The organism is Pseudomonas sp. SJZ077 (assembly GCF_007993905.1).
GTDB classification, from domain to species: domain Bacteria; phylum Pseudomonadota; class Gammaproteobacteria; order Pseudomonadales; family Pseudomonadaceae; genus Aquipseudomonas; species Aquipseudomonas mandelii.
The window spans coordinates 509,628-531,512 of record NZ_VIUJ01000002.1 but is presented as its reverse complement, the minus strand read 5'-3'; the positions used below and the strand labels follow the sequence as shown (position 1 = coordinate 531,512).

21 protein-coding genes are annotated in these 21,885 nt (G+C 60.1%); 10 read left to right on the top strand and 11 right to left on the bottom strand.

The features are described from left to right. Positions 1–24 precede the first annotated feature (24 nt). Positions 25–498, top strand: coding sequence for an Lrp/AsnC family transcriptional regulator (locus FBY01_RS06135; RefSeq protein WP_010465412.1), 474 nt, complete (start codon positions 25–27; stop codon positions 496–498). A gap of 70 nt (positions 499–568) precedes the next feature. Here the strand turns inward: FBY01_RS06135 and lpdA are convergent, their stop codons facing one another. Beyond that, positions 569–1,969 (bottom strand): dihydrolipoyl dehydrogenase, encoded by a 1,401-nt coding sequence (gene lpdA, locus FBY01_RS06130; RefSeq protein WP_083375413.1) that lies wholly within the window; start codon positions 1,967–1,969, stop codon positions 569–571. A gap of 217 nt (positions 1,970–2,186) precedes the next feature. Between lpdA and hflK (FBY01_RS06125) the strand changes: the two genes are divergently transcribed. The 5 genes from hflK (FBY01_RS06125) to cfaB all read left to right on the top strand — a co-directional run bounded on the left by hflK (FBY01_RS06125) (position 2,187) and on the right by cfaB (position 9,542). After that, positions 2,187–4,145, top strand: a complete 1,959-nt coding sequence (hflK, locus tag FBY01_RS06125) for a protease modulator HflK (RefSeq protein WP_145306466.1) — start codon at positions 2,187–2,189, stop codon at positions 4,143–4,145. Further along, a complete protein-coding gene (gene hflC, locus FBY01_RS06120; RefSeq protein WP_010465405.1) occupies positions 4,142–5,179 on the top strand; it encodes a protease modulator HflC in 1,038 nt (345 codons plus the stop codon). The genes hflK (FBY01_RS06125) and hflC overlap by 4 nt, the downstream gene beginning before the upstream one ends. After that, positions 5,176–6,234 (top strand): protease modulator HflK, encoded by a 1,059-nt coding sequence (hflK, locus tag FBY01_RS06115; protein WP_145306468.1) that lies wholly within the window; start codon positions 5,176–5,178, stop codon positions 6,232–6,234. Before hflC ends, hflK (FBY01_RS06115) begins: the two co-directional genes overlap by 4 nt. Beyond that, positions 6,231–8,141: a cation-translocating P-type ATPase gene (locus FBY01_RS06110; protein WP_145306470.1), complete on the top strand. Its 1,911-nt coding sequence runs from the start codon at positions 6,231–6,233 to the stop codon at positions 8,139–8,141. The genes hflK (FBY01_RS06115) and FBY01_RS06110 overlap by 4 nt, the downstream gene beginning before the upstream one ends. Positions 8,142–8,357: 216 nt before the next feature. Continuing rightward, complete coding sequence (cfaB, locus tag FBY01_RS06105) at positions 8,358–9,542, top strand: C17 cyclopropane fatty acid synthase CfaB (protein WP_010465400.1); 1,185 nt, start codon at positions 8,358–8,360, stop codon at positions 9,540–9,542. Here cfaB and cls read toward each other — a convergent pair. Continuing rightward, a complete protein-coding gene (gene cls / locus FBY01_RS06100) occupies positions 9,539–10,978 on the bottom strand; it encodes a cardiolipin synthase (RefSeq protein ID WP_145306471.1) in 1,440 nt (479 codons plus the stop codon). The two genes, cfaB and cls, sit on opposite strands and share 4 nt — an antisense overlap. A 131-nt stretch (positions 10,979–11,109) precedes the next feature. Here cls and FBY01_RS06095 point away from each other — a divergent pair, with 131 nt between their 5' ends. Beyond that, on the top strand, positions 11,110–11,631 hold the full coding sequence (locus tag FBY01_RS06095; RefSeq protein WP_010465397.1) for a DUF3617 domain-containing protein: 522 nt from the start codon (positions 11,110–11,112) through the stop codon (positions 11,629–11,631). A gap of 79 nt (positions 11,632–11,710) precedes the next feature. Here the strand turns inward: FBY01_RS06095 and FBY01_RS06085 are convergent, their stop codons facing one another. Genes FBY01_RS06085 through folE2 form a run of 7 tightly spaced genes read right to left on the bottom strand, consistent with a single transcriptional unit; the run spans position 11,711 to position 17,858 of the window. After that, positions 11,711–12,616 (bottom strand): His/Gly/Thr/Pro-type tRNA ligase C-terminal domain-containing protein, encoded by a 906-nt coding sequence (locus FBY01_RS06085; protein ID WP_010465396.1) that lies wholly within the window; start codon positions 12,614–12,616, stop codon positions 11,711–11,713. Positions 12,617–12,646: 30 nt separating this feature from the next. Next, on the bottom strand, positions 12,647–13,984 hold the full coding sequence (locus tag FBY01_RS06080) for a dihydroorotase (protein ID WP_145306475.1): 1,338 nt from the start codon (positions 13,982–13,984) through the stop codon (positions 12,647–12,649). A 2-nt stretch (positions 13,985–13,986) separates the two neighbouring features. Beyond that, positions 13,987–14,547: a DapH/DapD/GlmU-related protein gene (locus FBY01_RS06075; protein ID WP_077748526.1), complete on the bottom strand. Its 561-nt coding sequence runs from the start codon at positions 14,545–14,547 to the stop codon at positions 13,987–13,989. Beyond that, positions 14,544–15,419, bottom strand: a complete 876-nt coding sequence (locus FBY01_RS06070) for a metal ABC transporter substrate-binding protein (protein WP_010465393.1) — start codon at positions 15,417–15,419, stop codon at positions 14,544–14,546. Before FBY01_RS06070 ends, FBY01_RS06075 begins: the two co-directional genes overlap by 4 nt. 11 nt (positions 15,420–15,430) lie before the next feature. Continuing rightward, a complete protein-coding gene (locus FBY01_RS06065) occupies positions 15,431–16,297 on the bottom strand; it encodes a metal ABC transporter permease (protein WP_145306477.1) in 867 nt (288 codons plus the stop codon). Beyond that, positions 16,297–16,965: a metal ABC transporter ATP-binding protein gene (locus FBY01_RS06060; RefSeq protein ID WP_083375422.1), complete on the bottom strand. Its 669-nt coding sequence runs from the start codon at positions 16,963–16,965 to the stop codon at positions 16,297–16,299. Before FBY01_RS06060 ends, FBY01_RS06065 begins: the two co-directional genes overlap by 1 nt. Next, positions 16,962–17,858 (bottom strand): GTP cyclohydrolase FolE2, encoded by an 897-nt coding sequence (gene folE2, locus FBY01_RS06055; RefSeq protein WP_145306479.1) that lies wholly within the window; start codon positions 17,856–17,858, stop codon positions 16,962–16,964. The genes FBY01_RS06060 and folE2 overlap by 4 nt, the downstream gene beginning before the upstream one ends. An 86-nt stretch (positions 17,859–17,944) precedes the next feature. On the opposite strand from folE2, the gene FBY01_RS06050 reads away from it, so the two are divergent. Then, on the top strand, positions 17,945–19,141 hold the full coding sequence (locus FBY01_RS06050) for an N-acetylmuramoyl-L-alanine amidase (protein WP_145306481.1): 1,197 nt from the start codon (positions 17,945–17,947) through the stop codon (positions 19,139–19,141). On the opposite strand, the gene FBY01_RS06045 is transcribed toward FBY01_RS06050, so the two are convergent. Beyond that, positions 19,138–19,515, bottom strand: a complete 378-nt coding sequence (locus tag FBY01_RS06045) for a glutamine synthetase (RefSeq protein WP_077748530.1) — start codon at positions 19,513–19,515, stop codon at positions 19,138–19,140. The genes FBY01_RS06050 and FBY01_RS06045 overlap by 4 nt on opposite strands. Before the next feature lie 143 nt (positions 19,516–19,658). On the opposite strand from FBY01_RS06045, the gene zigA reads away from it, so the two are divergent. Together zigA and FBY01_RS06035 are read left to right on the top strand one after the other, a co-directional pair. Beyond that, the gene (gene zigA / locus FBY01_RS06040) at positions 19,659–20,867 is read left to right on the top strand and encodes a zinc metallochaperone GTPase ZigA (protein WP_145306483.1); all 1,209 of its coding nucleotides are present in this window, start codon (positions 19,659–19,661) and stop codon (positions 20,865–20,867) included. Beyond that, positions 20,867–21,517 (top strand): DUF1826 domain-containing protein, encoded by a 651-nt coding sequence (locus tag FBY01_RS06035; protein WP_145306485.1) that lies wholly within the window; start codon positions 20,867–20,869, stop codon positions 21,515–21,517. The genes zigA and FBY01_RS06035 overlap by 1 nt, the downstream gene beginning before the upstream one ends. On the opposite strand, the gene FBY01_RS06030 is transcribed toward FBY01_RS06035, so the two are convergent. Further along, on the bottom strand, positions 21,514–21,870 hold the full coding sequence (locus FBY01_RS06030) for an NADH:ubiquinone oxidoreductase (protein WP_145306487.1): 357 nt from the start codon (positions 21,868–21,870) through the stop codon (positions 21,514–21,516). The genes FBY01_RS06035 and FBY01_RS06030 overlap by 4 nt on opposite strands. Positions 21,871–21,885: the final 15 nt, after the last annotated feature.

Below are 21,885 nucleotides of genomic sequence, written 5' to 3'. Positions count from 1 at the left end.
AAAACCATCAGGATCTGCCAAGCCATGAAGCTGGATGCCTACGACCGCAAGATTCTCGCCGCCCTGCAACGGGACGGGCGCCTGAGCAATGTGCAATTGGCCGACGAGATCGGTTTGTCCGCTTCCCCCTGTTTGCGTCGGGTGCGGATGCTGGAGGAGGCCGGCGTGATTCGCGGCTATCAGGCCAACCTTGATCGTGACGAAGTGGGACTTGGGCTGACGGTGTTTGTCGGGGTCAAGGTTGAGCGCCACAACGATGAACAGGCCGAAGCCTTTCGCTTGGCCGTCACCGCACTGCCGGAGGTGATTTCGGCATTCCTGGTGTCAGGGGAATCGGATTTTCTGCTGCAAGTGGTGGTGCCGGATCTACGCGGGTATGACCGCTTTCTCACCGAGCGCCTGCTGAAATTGCCGGGTGTAAGTGATATCCGCAGCAACTTTGCGATTCACACGGTGAAGACGCCGGGGGCGTTGCCGTTGGGGCATTTGCCGCTTTAGACCGAGCAGGATCGATCCCACGCGGACGGTTCGACGCCTCGACGTGGGAACGATCATCTCGCAGGCGGGCTCACATCTGCGTCGCCATCCCCTCCACATTCATCGCCGCCTGACGCAACGCCTCGGACCGCGTCGGATGCGGATGGCACGTCAACGCGATGTCCTCCGCCGAAGCGCTGAACTCCATCGCCACGCAATACTCACCAATCATTTCGCTGACGCTCGGTCCGACCAGGTGCACGCCGAGAATTTCGTCGGTGCGCTCATCGGCCAGCACTTTGGCGAAGCCTTCGGTTTCGTGGTTGATCTTCGCCCGGCTGTTGGCGGTGAAGGGGAATTTGCCGACTTTGTACGCGCGACCTTCTGCCTTGAGCTGCTCTTCAGTCTTGCCGACGCTGGCCAGTTCAGGCTTGGTGTAAATGACATTGGGGATCAAGTCATAGTTGACCTCGCCCGCCTTGCCGACGATTTGCTCGATGCACACCATGCCTTCATCTTCGGCCTTGTGGGCGAGCATCGGCCCGGACGTGACATCGCCGATCACCCACACGCCCGCAGCGTCGGTGCGATGGCCCTTGTTCGCGAGCATGCCGCGTTTGTCGGTGGTGAGGCCGACGTTTTCCAGACCCAAACCCTCGGTGTAAGGCCGACGGCCGATGGACACCAGCACGTAATCGGCCTCAATCGTCTCGGCAGTGCCGCCCGCCGCCGGCTCCACGCTGAGCTGAACGCCGTTTGCGGACGGGGTGGCGCTGGTCACTTTCGAGCTCAACTTGAAGCTGATGCCCTGTTTGCTCAGCGAGCGCTGCAGGGTTTTGCCCGCCTCAGCATCCACACCGGGACAGATCCGGTCGAGAAATTCGATCACGGTCACCTGGGCGCCCAGGCGGCGCCACACTGAACCCAATTCCAGGCCGATCACGCCGGCGCCGATCACTACCAAGTGCTTCGGCACTTCGGCCAGCGACAGCGCGCCAGTGGAATCGAGGATGCGTTTGTTATCGATCTGGACGCCGGGCAGGGGAGTGGGCTCGGAGCCGGTGGCGATGACGATGTCCTTGGCACTCAGTTCGGTCTTGCCACCTTGGTTGTCGGTCACCGTCACTTTGCCCGGCCCGTCGATGTGGCCCCAACCTTTGATCCAATCGACTTTGTTTTTGCGAAACAGAAATTCGATGCCCTTGGTCAACCCGGTCACGCTTTCATCTTTCTGCTTCATCATCTGGGCGAGGTTGAGAGTGGGTTTGACCTCGATCCCCAGGTTGGCGAATTCCGTTCCCATGGCGGCGTCGTAGAGTTCCGAGGCATGCAGGAGTGCCTTGGAGGGCATGCAGCCGACATTCAGGCAGGTGCCGCCGAGGGTCGCCCGACCTTCCACGCACGCTACTTTCAGGCCCAGTTGGCCTGCGCGGATCGCTGCGTTGTAACCGCCGGGGCCACCGCCCAGTATCACGACGTCATAAGTGCTCATGGATGTACTCCTGGACTGAAAGGGAAATGGGCTGGGTAAACGTAGTCTTTGAATAAAATTATGAGCGTAATATGTGCGTTTGCGGCTATTTCGGTCAAGGCTTCAGCGTAGCGACAGGTTGGGCATCTTTAGATAGAGCGATTTAGTACAAAAATTTCACCACTTTCGTTATATCGTAACGAATTGCGATGTGGCCAATGATAAGCACTGGGGTGGTATGCAAGTCGATCTCGAAGTCGATGGAACGCAGGTAGCCGGGCTGCCGCGCTTTCAGCAGGCGGTTTTTCAAGGGCGGCGATTGCGTCAGTTCGCCATCGGCCTGAGCGCCTTGGCGGCGGTCGGGTTGGTGTTGGCGTTTTTTGTCGGGCTGTTTGCGCCGTTGTCGCTGTGGGCCCCGTTGCTGGTGAATCAGAGCGCAGGTTTGCTGGTGCTGATTGCCGGCCTGCAATCGGCATGGTGGGAGACTCAGTGGCGCGCGCAAGCGATGAATCCGCCGCTGCCAGAGGTTGTTTCGGATGAAACCGTTGCCCCCGATGGCTGGTATGAGCGACTGCTGGAGCGGCTCGGTCAGCGCTGGGTGCGCTTGCTCGGGCAGATCGGCGCACCGACCCTATGGCTCGCCGGTTGGGCACTGTTGGCGATCTACAGCATCAGCCAATTCTGGAACCTCGCGTTGGCGCCCGCAGCGTTGGGATTATCGGCAAGCGTCGGTGCCGTGCTGTCGTTGTTGCTGGCCTTCGGTTTGCTGGTGCTTGAGCGTCAGCTCGCCCAGGAAAACGTCGCCCAATGGCCAGAAGCGGGGCAGTTGGCGCAACTGAGCCGGGTGGCGATCATTTGCCTGGTGCTCAGCGCGTTGTGTTTGTTGTTTGGCAGCGAAACTTCGGTCTGGCCAGTACGCCTTGCCGTGTTGATCGGGTTGCTGCCGGGACTGGTCGCGGCCGAGTTGCTGCTACGCGCCATGTTGTCGTTGTTCAGTCCTCGCCGTGAACACTTTGAACCGACGTTGCTGGCACGAAGTGTTGTCGCCGACATGCTGCGCTGGCCGCCACAACCGTTCCTGGCGTTGCAGCACGAACTGCATAACCGCTTCGGTATCGACTTGCGGCAGATCTGGGCCTTCACCTATATGCGTCGGGCGTTTTTACCGGTGATGGCGGTGGTGGCGATTGTCGGGTGGTCGCTCACCGGTGTTCACGAAATACCCCTGCAAGGGCGGGGCATCTACGAACGTTTCGGCAAACCGGTGGAAGTGTTCGGTCCGGGTTTGCACGCCGGTTTGCCGTGGCCATTGGGCCGGGTACTGAGCGTTGAAAACGGCGTGGTTCACGAGTTGGCAACAAGCGTTGGCGAAACATCGGTGCCGGTCGTCCTGGAACCTGCAGAAGGCCCGGCGCCGGCGATTGCCAATCGCTTGTGGGACGCCAGCCATGTGAACGATAAATCCCAGGTGATCGCCAGCAGCCGTGCCGACAAGCAGAGCTTTCAGATCGTTAACATGGACGTGCGTTTTGTGTACCGCATCGGTCTGACCGATCAAGCGGCGTTGGCTGCGACGTACAACAGCGCCGATGTACCAACGCTGATTCGCAGCACTGCCAGCCGGATTCTGGTTCACGACTTTGCCTCGCGGACCCTCGACGGTTTGCTTGGCGAGGACAGGGTAGGGCTGGCCGAGGAGATCGGCCGCGCCGTGCAATCTGATCTGCAGAAGCTCGACAGCGGTGTGGAAATTCTCGCCACCGTGGTGGAGGCGATCCATCCGCCGGCCGGTGCAGCCAACGCTTATCACGGCGTTCAGGCGGCGCAGATTGGTGCCCAGGCATTGATCTCGCGTGAGCGCGGGGCAGCAGCGCAAGCGACCAATCAAGCGCAGTTGCAGGCCAGCATCGCTCGCGATCAGGCGAGCGCCAGCGCACATGAAATCAACTCCGCCGCGCAGGCGGCTGATCTGAAATTCACCGCCGAACAAAAAGCCTATGCCAGTGCCGGCCAAGCGTTCTTGCTGGAGCAGTATTTCAGCCAACTGACCCAGGGTCTGGCCAACGCCAAATTGCTGGTGCTCGATCATCGTCTGGGCGGCACCAGCAATGCACCGACCATCGACCTACGTACCTTCACGCTGCCGGCCGATCCTGCGTCGCCGCGCAACAGCGCTCAGCCAGGAGCTGCCCATTGAGCCAGTCGCACTCTCACGATCATGATGACCACGCCGGCCACGATCACGGACATGGCGGACATCACCATGGTCACCACCATCATCACGGTGATTCACAGGAAGCCGGTCCATTCCCGTGGCGGCGCATGGGGTGGGCGGCGTTGCTCGTGGCATTCGCCATCGCGGCAGCGAGTCTGGTGCAGGTTCGCTCGGGGGAGGCCACGGTGATTACTCGCTTCGGTAATCCGTCGCGGGTGTTGCTGGAGCCGGGTCTCGGCTGGCGCTGGCCGGCACCGTTTGAAGCGGCCATTCCGGTCGACTTACGGCTGCGCACCACCTCCAGCGGTTTGCAGGATGTGGGCACGCGCGACGGATTGCGCATCATTGTTCAGGCCTACGTGGCGTGGCAGGTTCAGGGCGACCCGGACAATGTGCAGCGCTTTATGCGCGCCGTTCAGAATCAGCCGGACGAAGCGGCGCGGCAGATTCGCACGTTTGTGGGGTCGGCACTGGAAACCACCGCGAGCAGTTTCGACCTGGCCAACCTGGTCAACACCGACGCCAATCAGGTGCACATTGCCGACTTCGAAGCGCAGTTGCGTAAACAGATCGATCAGCAGTTGCTGACCACGTATGGCGTTCGCGTGCTGCAAGTGGGCATCGAGCGTTTGACCCTGCCGTCGGTGACGCTCACCGCCACCGTCGATCGCATGCGCGCCGAGCGTGAAACAATTGCCACCGAGCGCACCGCCATCGGCAAGCGTGAAGCCGCGCAAATCCGGTCCGCGGCTGAACGAGATGCGCGCATCGTGCAAGCTGATGCGACGGTGAAAGCTGCCGATATCGAAGCCCAATCCCGCGTCGAAGCCGCGCAGATTTACGGCCGTGCCTACGCCGGTTCGCCACAGCTTTACAACTTGCTGCGATCCCTCGATACATTGGGCACGATCGTCACCCCGGACACCAAGCTGATATTGCGCACTGATGCTGCACCTTTCCGAGTGCTGGTTGACGGTCCACCGACCCTCGATAACAAGTCCGGGTCACAGCCATGAATTTAGTTCCACGTGGAACACATGAGTTAAGCAGCCCCTGGATTCAGGCTGGGCGATTGGCTTTTTTGGCGCTTTACGGCGTGACCGTTCTGGCTGCGTTAGCGTGGGCATTCTCCAATGTGCGGCAGATTGATCCTCAGAATCGGGCGGTGGTCCTGCACTTCGGCGCGCTGGATCGCATCCAGAATGCCGGTTTGCTATTGGCCTGGCCACGCCCCTTTGAGCAAGTGATTTTGTTGCCGGCAGCTGATCGGGTGATCGAACGTCGGGTGGAGAATCTGCTTCGTAGTGATGCTGCTTTGCAGGCCGATCGGGTGGCGTCTTTCGCGACACCGCTGAGCGATACGCTCGCTGGATCGGGCTATTTGCTGACCGGTGACGCGGGCGTGGTGCAGCTGGATGTGCGGGTTTTCTACAAGGTCACCGAACCTTATGCCTTCGTGCTTCAAGGTGAACATGTGTTGCCGGCACTCGATCGGCTGGTCACCCGCAGCGCCGTTGCCCTGATGGCCGCGCGAGACCTGGACACCATTTTGGTGGCGCGGCCGGAACTGATCGGTAGCGACAATCAGGCGGCAGAACGTCGCGAACGTCTGCGCGGTGATTTGGTGCAGGGCATCAATCAGCGTCTGGCCGAGCTGACCGCGACGGGACAGGGCCTGGGTATCGAAGTGGCGCGAGTCGACGTGCAATCGAGTCTGCCCGGCCCAGCGGTGAACGCTTTTAATGCGGTGCTGACCGCCAGCCAGCAAGCGGACAAAACCGTCGCCAATGCGCGCACCGAGGCCGAGAAACTGACACAGACCGCCAATGAACAAGGCGACCGGACACTGCAAGTCGCCCACGCCCAGGCGAGCGAACGGCTGGCCAAAGCTTCGGCTGATACGGCCACGGTGTTGAGCCTGGCCCAAGCGCAACAACAGGGCACTGACCCGCAAATGTTGCTGCGTATCTACCGCGAGCGGATGCCGAAGATTCTCGGCCAGGCCGGCTCAGTAACGACGGTCAATCCGAAAGATGATTCCCGCCTGATCATTCAGGGAGCAGTGCAATGACCACCCCAACCGCCGCCGCACCCAGCCTGTTGTCCTCGGCTGAACAACGCAGCGCTGCACGCCAATTGACCTTGGCCATGCTTGCCCTTGACTTGCTCAGCCTCGGGTTGATCTGGCGCTGGCTGTCACCGGAGCAGACGGGCGTCAGTCAATTGCTGTTGGGTTTTGCATCGTTGCTGGTGGCCGTGCCAGTGATGCGTTCGGCGTGGTACAGCCTGCGATATCCGAGCTTGCACGGGATCACCGATCAGCTGATTGCCCTCGCCATGCTCGGTGCCTGGGCGACGGGTGATCTGCTGACTGCTGCGTTGCTGCCGATCATCATGATCTTCGGCCACGTGCTGGAAGAGCGCAGCGTGATCGGTTCCCAGGAAGCGATTCGTGCGCTCGGCAAACTGACCCGCAGTCACGCTCGCAAGGTTCAGGCTGACGGAGCCATCGTCGAAGTCGACAACGGCACCCTTAAAACCGGCGACATTGTCGAGGTACGTGCGGGCGACCGAGTGCCGGCCGATGGTCGGGTGTTGTCCGGTCAGGCAAGCCTCGACACGGCATCGATCACCGGTGAGTCGGTGCCGATCGAGGCAGGTGTCGGCATGCAGGTCTTTGGCGGCGCGATCAATCTCGACGGTTTGCTGCGCCTCGAAGTGACGCGCACCGGCAACGAATCGACCCTCGGTAAAGTCATCGCCCTGATGCAAAGCGCCGAGCGTTCGAAGCCGCCGATCACCCGTTTGCTTGAACGTTACGCCGGCAGTTACATGGTGTTGGTATTGCTGTTGGCCGCAGTGACCTGGTTTGTCACCAATGATGCCCAGGCGATGCTCGCGGTGCTGGTGGCGGCGTGTCCTTGCGCGTTGGTGTTATCGGCGCCAGCCACGGCGATTGCCGGCGTGGCGGTGGCGGCGCGGCACGGGATTCTGATTCGCAGCTCGGCGTTCCTGGAAGAGTTGGCGGACCTCACGTCGCTGGTGGTCGACAAGACAGGAACCCTGACGTTTGGCACCTTGCGCTTGCAGTCCATCGACAGCCCGCTGGAGGACCGCAGTCACGTGCTTAAACTCGCTGCGAGCCTCGGCTCGGCCAGCAGTCATCCGGTGAGCCGTGCGCTCGCCGGGTTGGTCACTCAGGAACATTTTCTGCTGCTGTCGGACATCCACGAGCGCCAGGGCCTGGGCGTGGTCGCGATGACGGAGCAGGGCGAAGCAGCGCTCGGCCGTCCAGAGCTATTCGCGCAACTGGGCATCGCCACTTCGGCGGTTCCCGAACACGATGGCCCGATTGCCGGGCTGGCACTCAACGGTGAATTCCTGGCCTGGCTGTTGCTGGCAGACAGCGTCAAACCTGAGGCGCGTTTTGCCTTGAGTGAATTACGTGAACTGGGTTTGGGTCGCCAGTTGTTACTTACGGGCGATCGGCACAGCGTCGCGCACACGCTGGCACGGGATGTCGGCATCACCGATGTTGAAGCGCAGGCACTGCCTGAGGACAAACTCAACCGGGTGCTGACGGAAATCGGCAACGGCTTCCGGCCGATGGTGGTGGGAGATGGCATCAACGATTCGCTGGCACTCAAGGCCGGCGTCGTGGGGGTGGCCATGGGCGCGGGTGGCGCGGACATCGCGCTGGCGTCGGCGGACATTGTGTTGATCGGCAGCGACCTGCGCCGTCTCGGCACCTGTGTCCGGTTGAGTCGCCAATGTCGGCAGACCTTGCAGGTCAACGTGATCATCGGTCTGGGCTGGACCCTGGCGATTGTCGCGTTTGCGGCATTCGGCTGGCTCGGTGCTGCGGGGGCGATGATTGCAGCGTTGCTGCATAACCTCAGTACGTTGTTGGTGCTCGGTAATGCGGGGCGTCTGCTGCGCTTTCAGGAGCCTTTGCTGAAAATTAAAGACGAGGCTTGAACGCTTCTAAACCAGGGCTATGAGGGCAAAACCGAGTTTTTAGAACTGTGCATCAAATTTGTAGTCATCTAGGGTAAGGACCATCTGCTTTTGTGGACGCACGACGGCTGGTTTAAGCGCCGCGAGTTATAGAAAAACGCTATTAAATCGATAGCCAGCTATTTTTCTAGGATGGTCTACCCTCACATCAGACGTCTGAAACAAGGGGGACTTTCCATGCTCGCGCAACTTCCACCGGCCTTACAGAATCTGCAGTTACCGCTACGCCTGCGACTCTGGGACGGCCATGAATTCAATCTGGGGCCGACGCCCAGCGTCACTATTGTGGTCAAGGACCCACAAATGGTTACCCAGTTCACTCACCCCAGCCTGGACGCGCTCGGAGCGGCGTTTGTCGAAGGCAAGCTGGAACTCGAAGGCTCCATCAGCGACGTGATCCGCGTTTGTGATGAATGGAGTCAGGCGTTGTTGAGCGAGGACGACGACAGTCAGCCTGTGCGCACGTTCCACGACAAGGAAACCGACGCGAAGGCGATTTCCTACCACTACGACCTTTCCAATGCGTTTTATCAGCTGTGGCTCGACAGCGACATGGCGTATTCCTGCGCCTATTTCGAGACCGGCAGCGAAACGCTGGAGCAAGCCCAGCAAGCCAAGTTCCGCCACCTGTGCCGCAAGCTACGTCTGCAACCGGGTGAATACCTGCTGGATGTCGGTTGCGGTTGGGGAGGGCTGGCCCGTTTCGCGGCCCGCGAGTTTGGCGCGAAAGTGTTCGGGATTACCCTGAGTAAAGAGCAACTGGCCCTGGCCCGTGAAAGAGTGACCGCCGAAGGCCTGGACGATCTGGTTGAACTGCAACTGCTCGACTACCGCGATCTGCCTCAGGACGGGCGCTTCGATAAGGTGGTCAGCGTCGGCATGTTCGAACACGTCGGCCACGCCAACCTGGCCGAGTACTGCAAGACCTTGTTCGGCGCAGTGAAAGAGGGCGGCCTGGTAATGAACCACGGGATCACCGCCAAGCACACGGATGGCCGACCTGTGGGGCGCGGTGCCGGGGATTTCATCGAGAAATATGTGTTCCCCAACGGCGAGTTGCCGCACCTGTCGATGATCTCCGCCGAGATCAGCGAAGCGGGGCTGGAAATCGTCGATGTCGAGAGCCTGCGCCTGCACTACGCGCGCACCCTGGACCATTGGAGCGAACGCCTGGAGGACAATCTGGAAGCGGCTTCAAAACTGGTTCCGGAACAGGCGCTGCGGATCTGGCGGTTGTACCTGGCGGGATGCGCTTACGCGTTCGCCAGAGGCTGGATCAACCTGCACCAGATCCTCGCGGTGAAAGCCCACGCCGATGGCAGCCATGAACTGCCTTGGACGCGAGACGACATCTACCTTTAGAGAATCGGTGAAATAAGCCGGGCGATCCGCATGCCGACCTGTTGCAGGCGGCGGGTCTCCCGGCTTTCTTCTTTGGCGATCTCGTGGGCCTGGGCGAAGTCATCATTGAGCATCTGTTCCACCTCGGCGGCAAACGCGCTGTCGACGGTCAGTAACATCACTTCGAAATTGAGCCGGAATGAGCGGTTATCCAGGTTGGCGCTGCCTATGGCGCTGATTTCACTGTCGATCAACACCACCTTCTGATGCAGGAAACCCGGCGCGTACCGAAACACGCGCACGCCTGCGCGCACGGCTTCGAAAGCATAAAGGCTTGAGGCCGCGTAAACGATTCGGTGGTCCGGTCGTGAGGGCAGAAGCAGCCGCACATCCACGCCTCGAAGAGCGGCCAGTCTCAACGCAGCGAACACGGCTTCGTCGGGGATGAAGTAGGGGCTGGTGATCCACACCCTTTCTGTTGCCGCATGGATGGCTTCGACGAAGAACAATGAACAGGTTTCGTAGGAATCGGCCGGGCCGCTGGCGAGTAATTGGCAGAGCACACCGTCGTCCGGATACACGTCCGGCAGGATCAGTGGTGGCAATGATCGCGCCGCCCAGAACCAGTCTTCGGCAAACGATTCCTGCATGCAGGCCACCACCGGCCCGCATACCCGCACGTGGGTATCGCGCCAGGGCGCCAGCGGCGGTTTCTCGCCCATGTATTCGTCGCCAACGTTATGCCCGCCGACGAAGCCAAGAATCCCGTCGACCACGACGATCTTGCGGTGATTGCGGAAGTTGACCTGGAAGCGGTTAAGCCAGCCGCTGCGGGTGGCGAAGGCTTTGACCTCTACGCCGGCATCGCGCAACGGCTGCACGTAACTGTGGGGCAGGGAATGGCTGCCGATGCGGTCGTACAGCAAGTGTATGGCCACGCCTTCTGCGGCTTTCTTGAGCAGAAGGGTTTGCAGGCGCCGGCCGAGGCGGTCGTCGTGGATGATGAAGAATTGAATCAGCACCGCTTCCTTCGCGTTGTCGATGGCTTCGAAAATTGCGTCAAAGGTGGCTTGGCCGTTGATCAGCAAGCGCACTTCGTTGTTCGCCAGGCACGGCATGCGCCCCAGTTTCGGCATCGCCCGCAGGGACGCGTAGGCGTTGGAGGCGCGTGCGGTCAGCGCCTCTTCTACCCAGGGGCGCCAGTTGAGCTCTGAGATCGCCTTGCGCATTTCCTCGTTGGCCTGGCGCCGCGCCTTGATGTAGCCATCGAAGGTGCTGCGGCCAAAGACCAAGTACGGAATAAGCGTGAGGTAAGGCATGAAGATCAACGACAGGGCCCAGGCGATAGCGCCCTGGGCGGTCCGGACGGTGAGTACGGCGTGGATGGCTGCGATCAGGCCCAGCGTATGAAGCAGTGCAATCATGTAGCCGAAAATGTGCGGTCCAAAGTAATCCATGGGGCAGCCTTGCTCCTGAAGATTCAATGCTTAACAGACCATGTTCCGTGCAGAATGTCGCTATTTAATTGGCCCATGAACTGAAGCCTGTGGCTGACGTCTAACGGCCACTACTGATCAGGAGTTACTCGATGAACGTTCGTCTGCTGGGTTTGGCCGTGGCTTTAGGTTTAGCAGTTCCCCTGGCCGCTCAGGCGCAGATGCTGCAGCCAGGTTTGTGGGAGTTGACCACGAGCAACATGAAGGTCGATGACCAGAACCTGCCGGACTTGCAGCTGATCCTCGGCCAGTTGCAGGGCCAGATGACCCCGCAACAGCGTGCGCAGCTGGAGAAGCAGGGCATCACCATGGGCGGAAAGGGGATTCGGGCGTGCCTGACGCCGGAGCAAGTGAAGTCAGACAATATCCCGCTGACGGACCCGCAATCGGGCTGCAAACAGGAAATCACTGACCGCAGCGGTAATCAGTGGAAATTCCGTTTCAGCTGTCCGAAAGCGCAGGGCGCGGGGGTCGCCACTTTCCTCAGTGATCGTGAGTTCACCACCAAGGTCAACGGCACGTTTAATGCGACCGGCCTTCAACAGAAGGGTAGCCTCGATACTCGCGCCGTGTGGTTGGGTCAGGATTGCGGGACGGTCAAGCCGAGGGCTTAAAAGCTTCGCGGGCAAGCCTCGCTCCTACAGGGTCGATGCAGATCCTGTGGGAGCGAGGCTTGCCCGCGAAGGGGCCGGCTCAGACTCTCGCAATGCCAATTGACCTCAACCACTCACACACCGCATCAACCGCCATCCTGCCGAAATCCTCTCCGGTGCGGCTGCGCACACTGACAAACCCGCCGGCTTTTTCTTTCTCACCGATCACCACCAGATACGGCACTTGCTGACTGTGCTCGCGGATCTTGTGGCGGACTTTCTCGTTGCGCAGATCAGCACGAGCGCGCACGCCACCCCGGCGCAACGCCTCGGTCACCGACTGTGCGTAATCCGCCTGACGCTCGTCCATGCTGACAATGATCACGTGCGGCGGTGACCGCCAGTTATCCAGTTCCTGTTGGCTGGGCCAGCACGTTCCATAAACCCGTTGTGGCGCGGTGCCGCTGATGTGATCGAGCGCGAATGCCTGCAACACCCGGGTTGCGGGAACATGCGGCCCCACTGACAGACACTCGAAGTCCCCAAGGAGATAGGGCAATGACTTTTCCGGGGGCGTCGATCCGGGTGGCGGCTTTCTGCGCCGGATCGAGTGGTTGGTTGCAGCCAGGGTCCTCATGCGCGCTTCGATACCGGCAAGGTCGACCAGGTGTAACAGACGCTCAAACGCAAACTCGTAGAAGAAGCCATCACCCATCGCCGATCCGATCTGTAATTGCGCTTTTGGATAGAGTTGCTTGATGGCCACCGCCAGCATCAATGCGCAGGAGCGTCGCAAGATCTCCAACCCATCGGGCTCCTGAGGCGTGACGATGCCGACCCGGGCATCGGCCTCGATCATGAACTCACAGTCCACCAGAACACCGTCCACCCGACCAGCCACGGCCGCTCTGGCCAGCCCGGCACCGATGCTCGCGGCGAATTCATACACCGACAACGGCTGGTCGTATTCACGCAATGAACCATCGCTCAGGGTGATGTGAATCATGTCGGTGCTCTCGAGTGCAATTAACGCGCGTTAGCGCATAAACCGTAGGGGTAAACCCTGGCAGTTGTCATTAAGACGTTTGTCGTGCCAGGCGATTTGCCCCGATACGATCGTGGTGCTGACGCTGTGGCGAAAACGCTGGCGAGCGAAGGGTGTCCAGCCGCATTGCGACAAGATCGGCTGCCTGGAAACGGCCACGCCCTCTGGCTCGGCTTTGATCAGAACGAGGTCGGCCCAGTAGCCTTCGCGCAGATAGCCACGGTCGGGAATGGCAAACAGATCAGCCACGCGATGACTGGTCTTGGCCACGAGGGCAGTTATCGGCAGTACTTCGTCGATCACCAGTTCCATTAACGCGGGCAGGGCGTGTTGCACCAATGGCAATCCGGACGGGGCCTGGTGGTAGGGCCGTTGTTTTTCCGCCCAGGTGTGCGGCGCGTGATCGCTGCCGATGACGTCCAGCCGATTGCTCATCAGGGCTTGGCGCAGGGCATCACGATCGGCCTGAGTCTTGATCGCCGGATTGCATTTGATCAGGTTGCCGAGACTCGGGTAGTCGCGATCATCGAACAGCAAATGATGCAGGCAGACTTCGGCGCTAATGCGCTTATGTGTCAGCGGTTTGTCTTCGAACAATGCCAGTTCACGCGCGGTGGTCAAATGCAAAACGTGCAGGCGGGTGCCGTGTCGCCTGGCCAGGTCCACGGCCATTGAGGACGAACGAAAGCACGCTTCGGCATCGCGAATCTGCGGGTGTACCGCGGCGGGAATGTGCTCCCCAAAACGCTCGAGCACTTTTGCAGCATTGGCTTCGATGCTGGGTGTGTGTTCGCAATGGGCCAGCAGAAGGGTCGGCACCTCGGCGAACAATCGTTCGAGCGTCTGCGGATCGTCCACCAGCATGTTGCCGGTAGAGGCGCCCATGAACACTTTCACACCGGCTACTTCACAGGGATTGAGCGCCGCCACGGTGTCGAGGTTGTCGTTGCTCACGCCGAAGTGAAAGCCGTAGTTGGCGACGGAGTTGATCGCTGCTCGACGCTTCTTGTCATCGAGTGCCGCGAGGGTCAGGGTTGCCGGATTTGTATTGGGCATGTCCATGAAACTGGTGATGCCGCCCGCCACGGCCGCCCGCGATTCGGTGTAAAAGCTACCCTTGTCCGGTGCCCCGGGATCTCGGAAATGCACCTGGTCATCGATCATTCCAGGTACTAGCCACTGTCCTTGTGCATCGATTTCGACGTGGGCATTTTCTCCGTGGATACTGCCCGCGATCTTCACGATCCTGCCGTTGCTCACCAGCAGGTCGCCATCGAATTCACGACCTTCGTTCACCAATCTGGCATTGCGAATCAGCACGCTGCTCATGGTTAAAACTCGTTCTGCAGGGCTTTGTAGCCGCGCACCAGGTCGACGTTGGTGCGCGCCACGTCCTCGGAAAATTCCGAGGCACTGACGCTCACCGGTGGGAACTGCGACAGGTCGGTGTTGGGGCCGATTCGGGTGGTGGAGGGCACGTAGAAGTCTTCGGGCAAGTCACGACCGTCGACCACCGAGTTGTGCCGCACCACGCAGCCATCGCCGACCGCGCAGTTGAACAGTACGCTGTTGAAACCGATGAACACTCGATCGCCAACCGTGCAAGGGCCATGAACGATGGAGCGGTGAGCGATTGAACTGAACTCGCCAATGGTCACCGCCGCGCCGGACTTGGAGTGGATCACCACACCATCCTGAATGTTCGAGTTGGCGCCGATAGTGATGGGCTCCATCTCGCCTGACGCGTCCACTTCGTCAGCCCGAATGACGGCGTAGGGGCCGACGAAGACGTTTTCGCCAATCACCACCTTGCCGCAGATGATCGCAGTTTTATCCACATAGGCGGATTCCGCAATCAGTGGCAAATCGCCTGAGGGGTTCTTGCGGATCATGGCTTGCTCAACGCGTCGTAGAGGGTGTTGAGGTTGTATTCGAACAGGCCGGCAAAGGTACTCGCCGGACCGCTTGCGGCGAGCGCATCGGAGTACAACGTGCCACCGATGTGCGCGCCGCTTTCATCGGCAATCTGCTTGAGCAGACGGGCATCCTTGATGTTTTCCATGAACACCGCTTTGACCTTGGCCTGACGAATCTGGGTGATCAGTGCAGCGACTTCCGCGGCTGAAGGTTCGCGTTCCGTCGACAGGCCTTGCGGCGCCATGAAGTCGATGCCGTAGGCCTGACCCAGATAACCGAACGCATCGTGAGAAGTGACGATCTTGCGATTGCCCGGTGGTAGCGAACCGAGCTTGGCCTTGGCTTGGGCGAGCAGTGCGTAGATCTGTTTCAGGTAGGCCTGGCTGTTGCGTTGGTAGTCGGCTGTGTTCGCCGGGTCGGCGGCGATCAGCGCCTTGGTGATGTTGCTGATGTACAGCTCGGTGTTGGCCAGGTTGTGCCAGGCGTGAGGGTCGGGCACGGTCTCGCCGTCCTCATCCAGGGAGCGCGGGATGACGCCGTGGCTCGCACTGATGACGGGGGCCTTGGTCTCGGTGCTGGTCACCAGGCGGTCCAGCCATGGCTCGAAACCCAAACCGTTTTTGATGATGAGTCTGGCCTTGAGCAAGGCTTTGGCATCGTCCGGAGTCGGCTCGTAGGTGTGGGCATCGGCGTCAGGACCGACCATGTTGGTGATCTGGATATGGTCGCCGCCGACCTGATGGGTCATGTCGGCAAGGATGCTGAAACTGGTGACCACCTGAAGTTTTTCCGCCGCAGACAACGACATCGACAGCATCAGACTGAACAGCACGAGTAAAGCGCGCATCGGAAAGAACCTCATTGGGATGTGAGCAAAGGTGGGCGGCGCAACAAACCGTGCACCGGACCGAACACCACGGACAGCGCATACAAACCGCCCGCTACCAGCACGATCGCCGGGCCGCTGGGCAGCGAGTAATAGAACGACAGCAATAAGCCGAGCCATACCGAGAGGCAGCCGAGCAGGGCGGCAATCGCAATCAATATGGGTAAACGGCGACTCCAGAACCGCGACGCGGCGGCCGGCAACATCATTAAACCGACCACCATCAAGGCACCGATGGCCTGGAAGCCGATCACCAGGTTCAGCACCACCAGGGTCAGGAATACGCCGTGAGCCAGCGGGCCAAGACGGCTGACGGTTTGCAGGAAAAGCGGGTCGAGGGTGTCCAGCAGCAAGGGGCGGTAGATCAGCGCCATGGCGATCAGGCTGAACCCGGAGACCCACAGCATGCCGGTCAGCGTCGGCCCATCGACCGCCAGCGCGGAGCCGAACAGCAGGTGAAGCAGGTCCAGGCGTTTGCCGGCAATGCCGAGGATCAGCACGCCGCTGGCAAGGGAAATCGGATAGATCGCAGCGAGGCTCGCGTCTTCGCGCAACCCCGTTCGGCGGGTGATCCATGCGGCGAGTCCGGCCATGCTCAGGCCTGCACCAAGTCCGCCAATGGTCAGTGCCGGGAGGCTCAAACCGGCGAACCAGAAACCGAGCGCTGCACCCGGCAGGATGCCGTGAGCTACCGCGTCGCCGATCAGGCTCATCCGGCGAAGGATCAGAAACACACCCAACGGCGCGGTGCTGCAAGCCAAGACCAATCCGCCCAAGAGTGCACGGCGCATGAATACAAACTCGTGGAACGGTTGCCAAAGCTGAGCGGCAGCGAGCATCAGGCCACCTGCACTTGCTGTGGTTGGCGGATCAGTTCGGTACTGGGGCCGAGGATGCAGCCGCTGCTTTTGATCAGCAGGCTTTGAGGAATGTGTTGGCGAACGGCGGCGAGGTCATGACACACGACCACCAGGGTTCGACCTTCGGCGTGCCAGTTATGAAGGTGTTTCCAAAGCAGCGACTGGCCCAGCTCATCGAGCGCGGCGTGGGGTTCATCGAGTAACAGCAAAGGCGCTTCGGCAAGACTCAAGCGAGCGAGCAGGGCGCGCTGCAATTCGCCTCCGGAAAGGGCCATCAACGGGCGCTGTTCCAATCCCGTCAGGCACCAGTCTTCCAGCACGGCTTTGATACGTTGGTGGCGTATCTCTGGCGATTGCTTGCTGCCCCAGAAACCAGCGGCTACCAACTCCTGAAGGCTGATGGGGAATTGCCTGTCCAGGTGTTGCTGTTGAGGGAGGAAGGAAAGCGAGCCCTTGCGTGGAATAGCGAGGCTGACTTTTCCGGCCAAGGGTTTTTGCAGCCCCGCGATGACTTTCAGCAGACTGCTTTTACCCGAGCCATTGGCGCCGATCACGGCAGTCAGACTGCCTTCGGGCAATTCAAAATCCACAGGGGGCGTAAGCGGTTGACCGGGCGCCCCCCAGCGCAATGCCTGACAACGGATCATGCGGTTACCCAGTTCCATCGGCTTTCGGCAACGGCATCGTGGGCATGAAGGCTTTCGGCGTGGACGACGCGTATGTGGAAAGCGTTGATACAGGGAGAGCGTTTCAAGGCCAGATTCAGTCGGCGAGCGGCGTCCTCGCAGAACATCAGGTTTTGCCCATTGGCCAGGGCGAAGGCTTGTTCATCGGCACGCTTCACGGCGGTTTGTACGGCAGTGCCGAGTGCCGCTTCGGCGTCATTGATGAGTGCAATCAGCGGCAGGTCATCCAGGTAGTCGTCCAGCCGCAGCTGTAAACGTGCGTTGCTGCGTTGGCTGTGCGGTGTCGCAACGATGCCTTTGGTAGAACCAAGCCACGCCAATACATCAGCGTGTTGCAGCGACTTGTTGGCGAAGTCGTCGACGAATTGTTGCTGAATCAACTGCCGGGCAAGTGCGGCTGAACACGGACAGGTCGAGGAGTATGGAACATCGATTTTTAGTTCCACGTGGAACATCGCGTTTTTCAAACGCGCTTCGATGCTCACTGGATAGGTTTTCCAGCCGGCTAGCGGACTGATCAACGCCGGCCTTTTGAGCAGTAAATCCGCATCAATTTTTAAGTAAGCGCCGTGGGACAGCCCTTCATGACTGTCGAGAAAACGTTGAAGAACTCGCCGCAATAGGGCGGGCGTCAGGTTTTCCTGCTCAAGTGCTTCCAGCGCTAAATACAGCCGGGACATGTGAATACCGCGCGCTTCTCCATCATCGAGGCTCACGCCGGCGTCCACCTTTGCGCTAAGCCGTTGGCCATCGAACAACACAGGAAGAGCAATGCCGCACATGCCCACCCAGTCGAGTGGCAGGGCTTGGCGGGAAGCCTGCGCGGCGATATCCGGCAGAGTCAGCGCATTCATGAGCAGGTCCGTCGTAGGAGTGGGGTTTCATATGTTATGTTATTACATTGAAATCGACCATGCCTTTTTCACGAGCGGCTTCCAACATGCACCGACGTCACTTGCTCAACTGGATGCTGGCCTGCGCGGCCTTCGCGTTGCCCTTTGGTGTTTCGGCTACGCAGATTCGCAACGCGCGGCTTTGGCGATCGGATGACAAGCTGCGTCTGGTGTTCGATTTGAGCGGGCCGGTGCAGTACAAAACCTTCTCGCTAAGCACTCCCGAGCGGCTGATTGTTGACCTGCGTGGTGCCAGCCTCAGCGGTGACTTCAGCCAACTGGCGCTTGGCAATACGGTCATTCGTTCGATCCGGTCCGGGCGTTTTGGTCAGGGCGATACGCGGATCGTCCTCGACCTCAGCGGCCCGGTTCAGCTCAACAGCTTTCTGCTGCCGCCGCAGGATGGCCAAGGCGACCGGCTGGTCCTCGATCTGAAGCCATCAGCGCCGCTCAACATCGCCCAGGCGACCGAGGCGAGGGTCGACAAGGCTCACCCCAGGCGCGACATCATCGTGGTGGTCGACCCCGGTCACGGCGGCAAAGACCCCGGTGCAGTGGGCGCCAAAGGGGAGCGAGAGAAAGACGTCGTCCTGTCCATCGCCCAGCTATTGGCCAAGCGGTTGAAACGCGAGAAGGGCTTCGACGTGAAGTTGGTGCGCAACGACGACTTCTTCGTTCCGCTGCGTAAACGTGTCGAGATTGCCCGCAAGCACAACGCCGATATCTTCATCTCGGTGCATGCGGACGCGGCGCCGCGTCTCACCGCTTTAGGCGCGTCGGTGTATTGCTTGTCGGAGGGCGGCGCCACCTCGGCCACGGCGCGTTTCATGGCGCAGCGGGAGAACGGCGCGGACTTGTTGGGCGCCACCAGTCTGCTCAATCTCAAGGACAAGGACCCAATGCTCGCCGGGGTGATTCTCGACATGTCGATGAATGCCACTATCGCCGCGAGCTTGCAGCTGGGCAGCACCGTGCTCGGCAGTCTGGCGGCCATCACCTCGCTGCATCAGAAGCGTGTGGAACAAGCGGGATTCGCGGTGCTGAAGTCGCCGGACGTGCCATCGATCCTGGTGGAAACCGGCTTCATTTCCAACGCCCGCGACAGTCAGCGACTGGTAACCGCCCGCCATCAGCAGGCTGTGGCTGATGGATTATTCGAAGGATTGCAGCGCTATTTTCAGAAGAACCCGCCGCTCGACAGCTACATCGCCTGGCAACAGCAACAGAAAAAAGCGCAGGCCTAGCAGCCGCTGATCCTGCTACAGGTGAACCTGGCGCTACTGCCGCCTGAGCTGGAGAAACGGTTGATCGTAGTCCAGCCGACTCGCCGGTTGTAACCGACCCAGGCTTCGCCGTCGGAGGCGATGCCGGTGAAAAACGTGAGCTGACCGTAACGGCTGTTGGTCTGCGCCCAATAGCGTTTGCCTACCCTTTCGAAACCGCGCAAGTAGATCGTGCTGCCAACGGTGTTGACGCTATAGGTATTGCCATCGGCATCCACGCAGGCGAGCAGATTGGCGCTTCGGGTGCATGTGGCCAGGTTCGGGATCTGAGCCCGGGCGTCTATGGCGAGCAGCAGCGAAAAGGTAACCAGCGCTGATTTCAGGGCAATGCGCATGGGAATTCTCACGGCGTGGGCGGGTTTCAGCATCGTACCCTTTATCGTGAAGGGCAAGAGCAGACTGGCTTGATTGCATTGTTATACTATAACATTGAAATCAGCCCGACACTGCGATCGGGCATCTCTGTGAGGAAATCCTGATGCCCAATCGTCTCCCCGTGACCGTCCTGTCCGGCTTTCTCGGCGCCGGTAAAAGCACGCTGCTCAATTACGTGTTGCGTAATCGTGAGAACCTGCGAGTCGCGGTAATCGTCAACGATATGAGCGAGATCAACATCGATGGCAGCGAAGTCCAGCGCGATGTCAGCCTGAACCGCGCCGAAGAAAAACTCGTGGAGATGAGCAATGGCTGCATTTGCTGCACCTTGCGCGAAGACCTGCTCGAAGAAGTCAGCAAGCTCGCCAAGGAGGGGCGTTTCGATTACCTGTTGATCGAATCCACCGGTATCTCCGAGCCATTGCCCGTGGCCGAAACGTTCACTTTCCGTGATGAAGAGGGGCAGAGCCTGGCCGACATCGCGCGGCTCGACACCATGGTCACGGTGGTCGATGGCATGAACTTCCTGCTCGACTATCAGGCGGCCGAAAGCCTCGCTTCCCGTGGTGAAACATTGGGCGAGGAGGACGAGCGCTCGATCACCGACCTGCTGATCGAGCAGATCGAATTCGCCGACGTGATCCTCATCAGCAAGATCGATTTGATCAGCCGCCACGAACGTGAGGAGCTGATCGCGATTCTTGAACGCCTCAACGCTCAGGCGCACATCATCCCGATGGTCATGGGTGAAGTCCCCCTGAAGGAAATCCTCAACACCGGGCGTTTCGACTTTGAAAAGGCGGCTCAAGCGCCAGGCTGGCTGCAGGAGTTACGCGGCGAACACGTGCCGGAAACCGAGGAGTACGGCATCGCCTCGACGGCTTACCGAGCTCGCCGACCGTTTCATCCGCAACGTTTTTTCAGCTTCATCGATCGACCGTGGGTGAACGGCAAACTGTTGCGCTCCAAAGGCTTTTTCTGGCTGGCCAGCAAGCATATGGACGCGGGTAGCTGGTCCCAGGCCGGCGGCTTGATGCGCCATGGTTTCGCCGGGCGCTGGTGGCGCTTCGTGCCGAAAACCCAGTGGCCGCAGGACGAAGAAAGCACGGCCGGGATCATGGAAAACTGGACGGCAGCCACCGGCGATTGCCGTCAGGAGTTGGTGTTTATCGGTCAGAACATCGACTTTGCGCAACTCACCGCCGAACTCGACAATTGCCTGCTGAGCGATGATGAAATGTCCTTGGGTATCGAAGGCTGGCGTTTGCTGTCAGATCCGTTCGGCCCTTGGGACGAAGAGGTTGCCGCCTGATGCTGGCGCCCAGTCTGAAGCTGCGGCCGGTCGTTCATCAGGTTCAAGGGGAAACGCCGCAAACCCTGACCCGAATTCTTGAAGACGGGGTAAATCTGGCGATCTGGCAGCGCCAGCTCCCGGCGCACATCAGTGATTTCGGGTGCTTGTTGCTGTCCCTGAACGAGCCACTGGCCGAGTCGCTGGTCCTGGAGTTACCCAACGAAGACACCGAGCCCGATCTGCATGAATTGGCATCCGGTTTCCGCGATCTCGAAGGCTATGCCGGTTTCATTGCCGACGTGTCCTGGCTGGTCAGCGCATTCGCTTGTCTGTTGGGCGCCAAGCGCATCGGCCTGCGCGTGCGCGTTCTGGACAAGGCCATGTGCCCTCGTTTTCACGTCGATCATGTGCCGGTGCGGTTAATCACGACGTATTCCGGAGCGGGCAGTCAGTGGCTGAAAGAAGGGGTGATGGATCGCCGGCAACTGGGCCAGCCTGGTGCCGAGCCCACGAAGCATTCGCTGATCGAGCAGATCGTCAGCGGTGAAGTGGCACTGCTGAAAGGCGAGAAATGGCACGGCAACGAAGGATTCGGTCTGATCCACCGTTCGCCGCAACTCGCATCGGGCGAACGCCGTTTGATCCTGACCCTGGATTGGCTGGCCTAAGGCTTGAGCCAGTTGCCCTGGCTCTGGCCTTCGCAAAACGGCTTCAGATACGCCGCATCGGCGGCTACGCCGTAATAGTGAATATCCTGTCGGTAAGGCATATTGGCGACTTGGGCGTTGCTGCACACGCCGAACGCGCCCGTGGGACATTGGTCGACGTATTGCACGTCGACGTTCTGCCCGGGAAGGTTCGGCTGGCAGAATCCGTCGGCGAAAAGCTTTTGCGGGATGTTGCGGTTCTGCTGGCAGACTTTCACGTCAAGTCGCTCGGCTGTGCTATGTACCACGCAAGCCTGGGCCAGCGCCTCACCGGAACAGAGCGTCAACAGCAACGACAATTCCATCAACCGCATCCATTACCTCCTCAG

Coding starts and splice junctions, on each gene's coding strand:
- FBY01_RS06065 (WP_145306477.1), bottom strand. CDS start 16,297: ATGCTCGCTGCCGCTCAGCTTTGGCAACCGTTCCACGAGTTTGTATTC.
- cls (WP_145306471.1), bottom strand. CDS start 10,978: ATGGATTACTTTGGACCGCACATTTTCGGCTACATGATTGCACTGCTT.
- FBY01_RS06135 (WP_010465412.1), top strand. CDS start 25: ATGAAGCTGGATGCCTACGACCGCAAGATTCTCGCCGCCCTGCAACGG.
- FBY01_RS06050 (WP_145306481.1), top strand. CDS start 17,945: ATGCACCGACGTCACTTGCTCAACTGGATGCTGGCCTGCGCGGCCTTC.
- hflK (WP_145306466.1), top strand. CDS start 2,187: ATGCAAGTCGATCTCGAAGTCGATGGAACGCAGGTAGCCGGGCTGCCG.
- FBY01_RS06035 (WP_145306485.1), top strand. CDS start 20,867: ATGCTGGCGCCCAGTCTGAAGCTGCGGCCGGTCGTTCATCAGGTTCAA.
- FBY01_RS06075 (WP_077748526.1), bottom strand. CDS start 14,547: ATGATCCGCAAGAACCCCTCAGGCGATTTGCCACTGATTGCGGAATCC.
- FBY01_RS06110 (WP_145306470.1), top strand. CDS start 6,231: ATGACCACCCCAACCGCCGCCGCACCCAGCCTGTTGTCCTCGGCTGAA.
- zigA (WP_145306483.1), top strand. CDS start 19,659: ATGCCCAATCGTCTCCCCGTGACCGTCCTGTCCGGCTTTCTCGGCGCC.
- FBY01_RS06030 (WP_145306487.1), bottom strand. CDS start 21,870: ATGCGGTTGATGGAATTGTCGTTGCTGTTGACGCTCTGTTCCGGTGAG.
- FBY01_RS06085 (WP_010465396.1), bottom strand. CDS start 12,616: ATGATTCACATCACCCTGAGCGATGGTTCATTGCGTGAATACGACCAG.
- hflK (WP_145306468.1), top strand. CDS start 5,176: ATGAATTTAGTTCCACGTGGAACACATGAGTTAAGCAGCCCCTGGATT.
- lpdA (WP_083375413.1), bottom strand. CDS start 1,969: ATGAGCACTTATGACGTCGTGATACTGGGCGGTGGCCCCGGCGGTTAC.
- FBY01_RS06070 (WP_010465393.1), bottom strand. CDS start 15,419: ATGCGCGCTTTACTCGTGCTGTTCAGTCTGATGCTGTCGATGTCGTTG.
- folE2 (WP_145306479.1), bottom strand. CDS start 17,858: ATGAATGCGCTGACTCTGCCGGATATCGCCGCGCAGGCTTCCCGCCAA.
- cfaB (WP_010465400.1), top strand. CDS start 8,358: ATGCTCGCGCAACTTCCACCGGCCTTACAGAATCTGCAGTTACCGCTA.
- FBY01_RS06095 (WP_010465397.1), top strand. CDS start 11,110: ATGAACGTTCGTCTGCTGGGTTTGGCCGTGGCTTTAGGTTTAGCAGTT.
- FBY01_RS06045 (WP_077748530.1), bottom strand. CDS start 19,515: ATGCGCATTGCCCTGAAATCAGCGCTGGTTACCTTTTCGCTGCTGCTC.
- FBY01_RS06060 (WP_083375422.1), bottom strand. CDS start 16,965: ATGATCCGTTGTCAGGCATTGCGCTGGGGGGCGCCCGGTCAACCGCTT.
- FBY01_RS06080 (WP_145306475.1), bottom strand. CDS start 13,984: ATGAGCAGCGTGCTGATTCGCAATGCCAGATTGGTGAACGAAGGTCGT.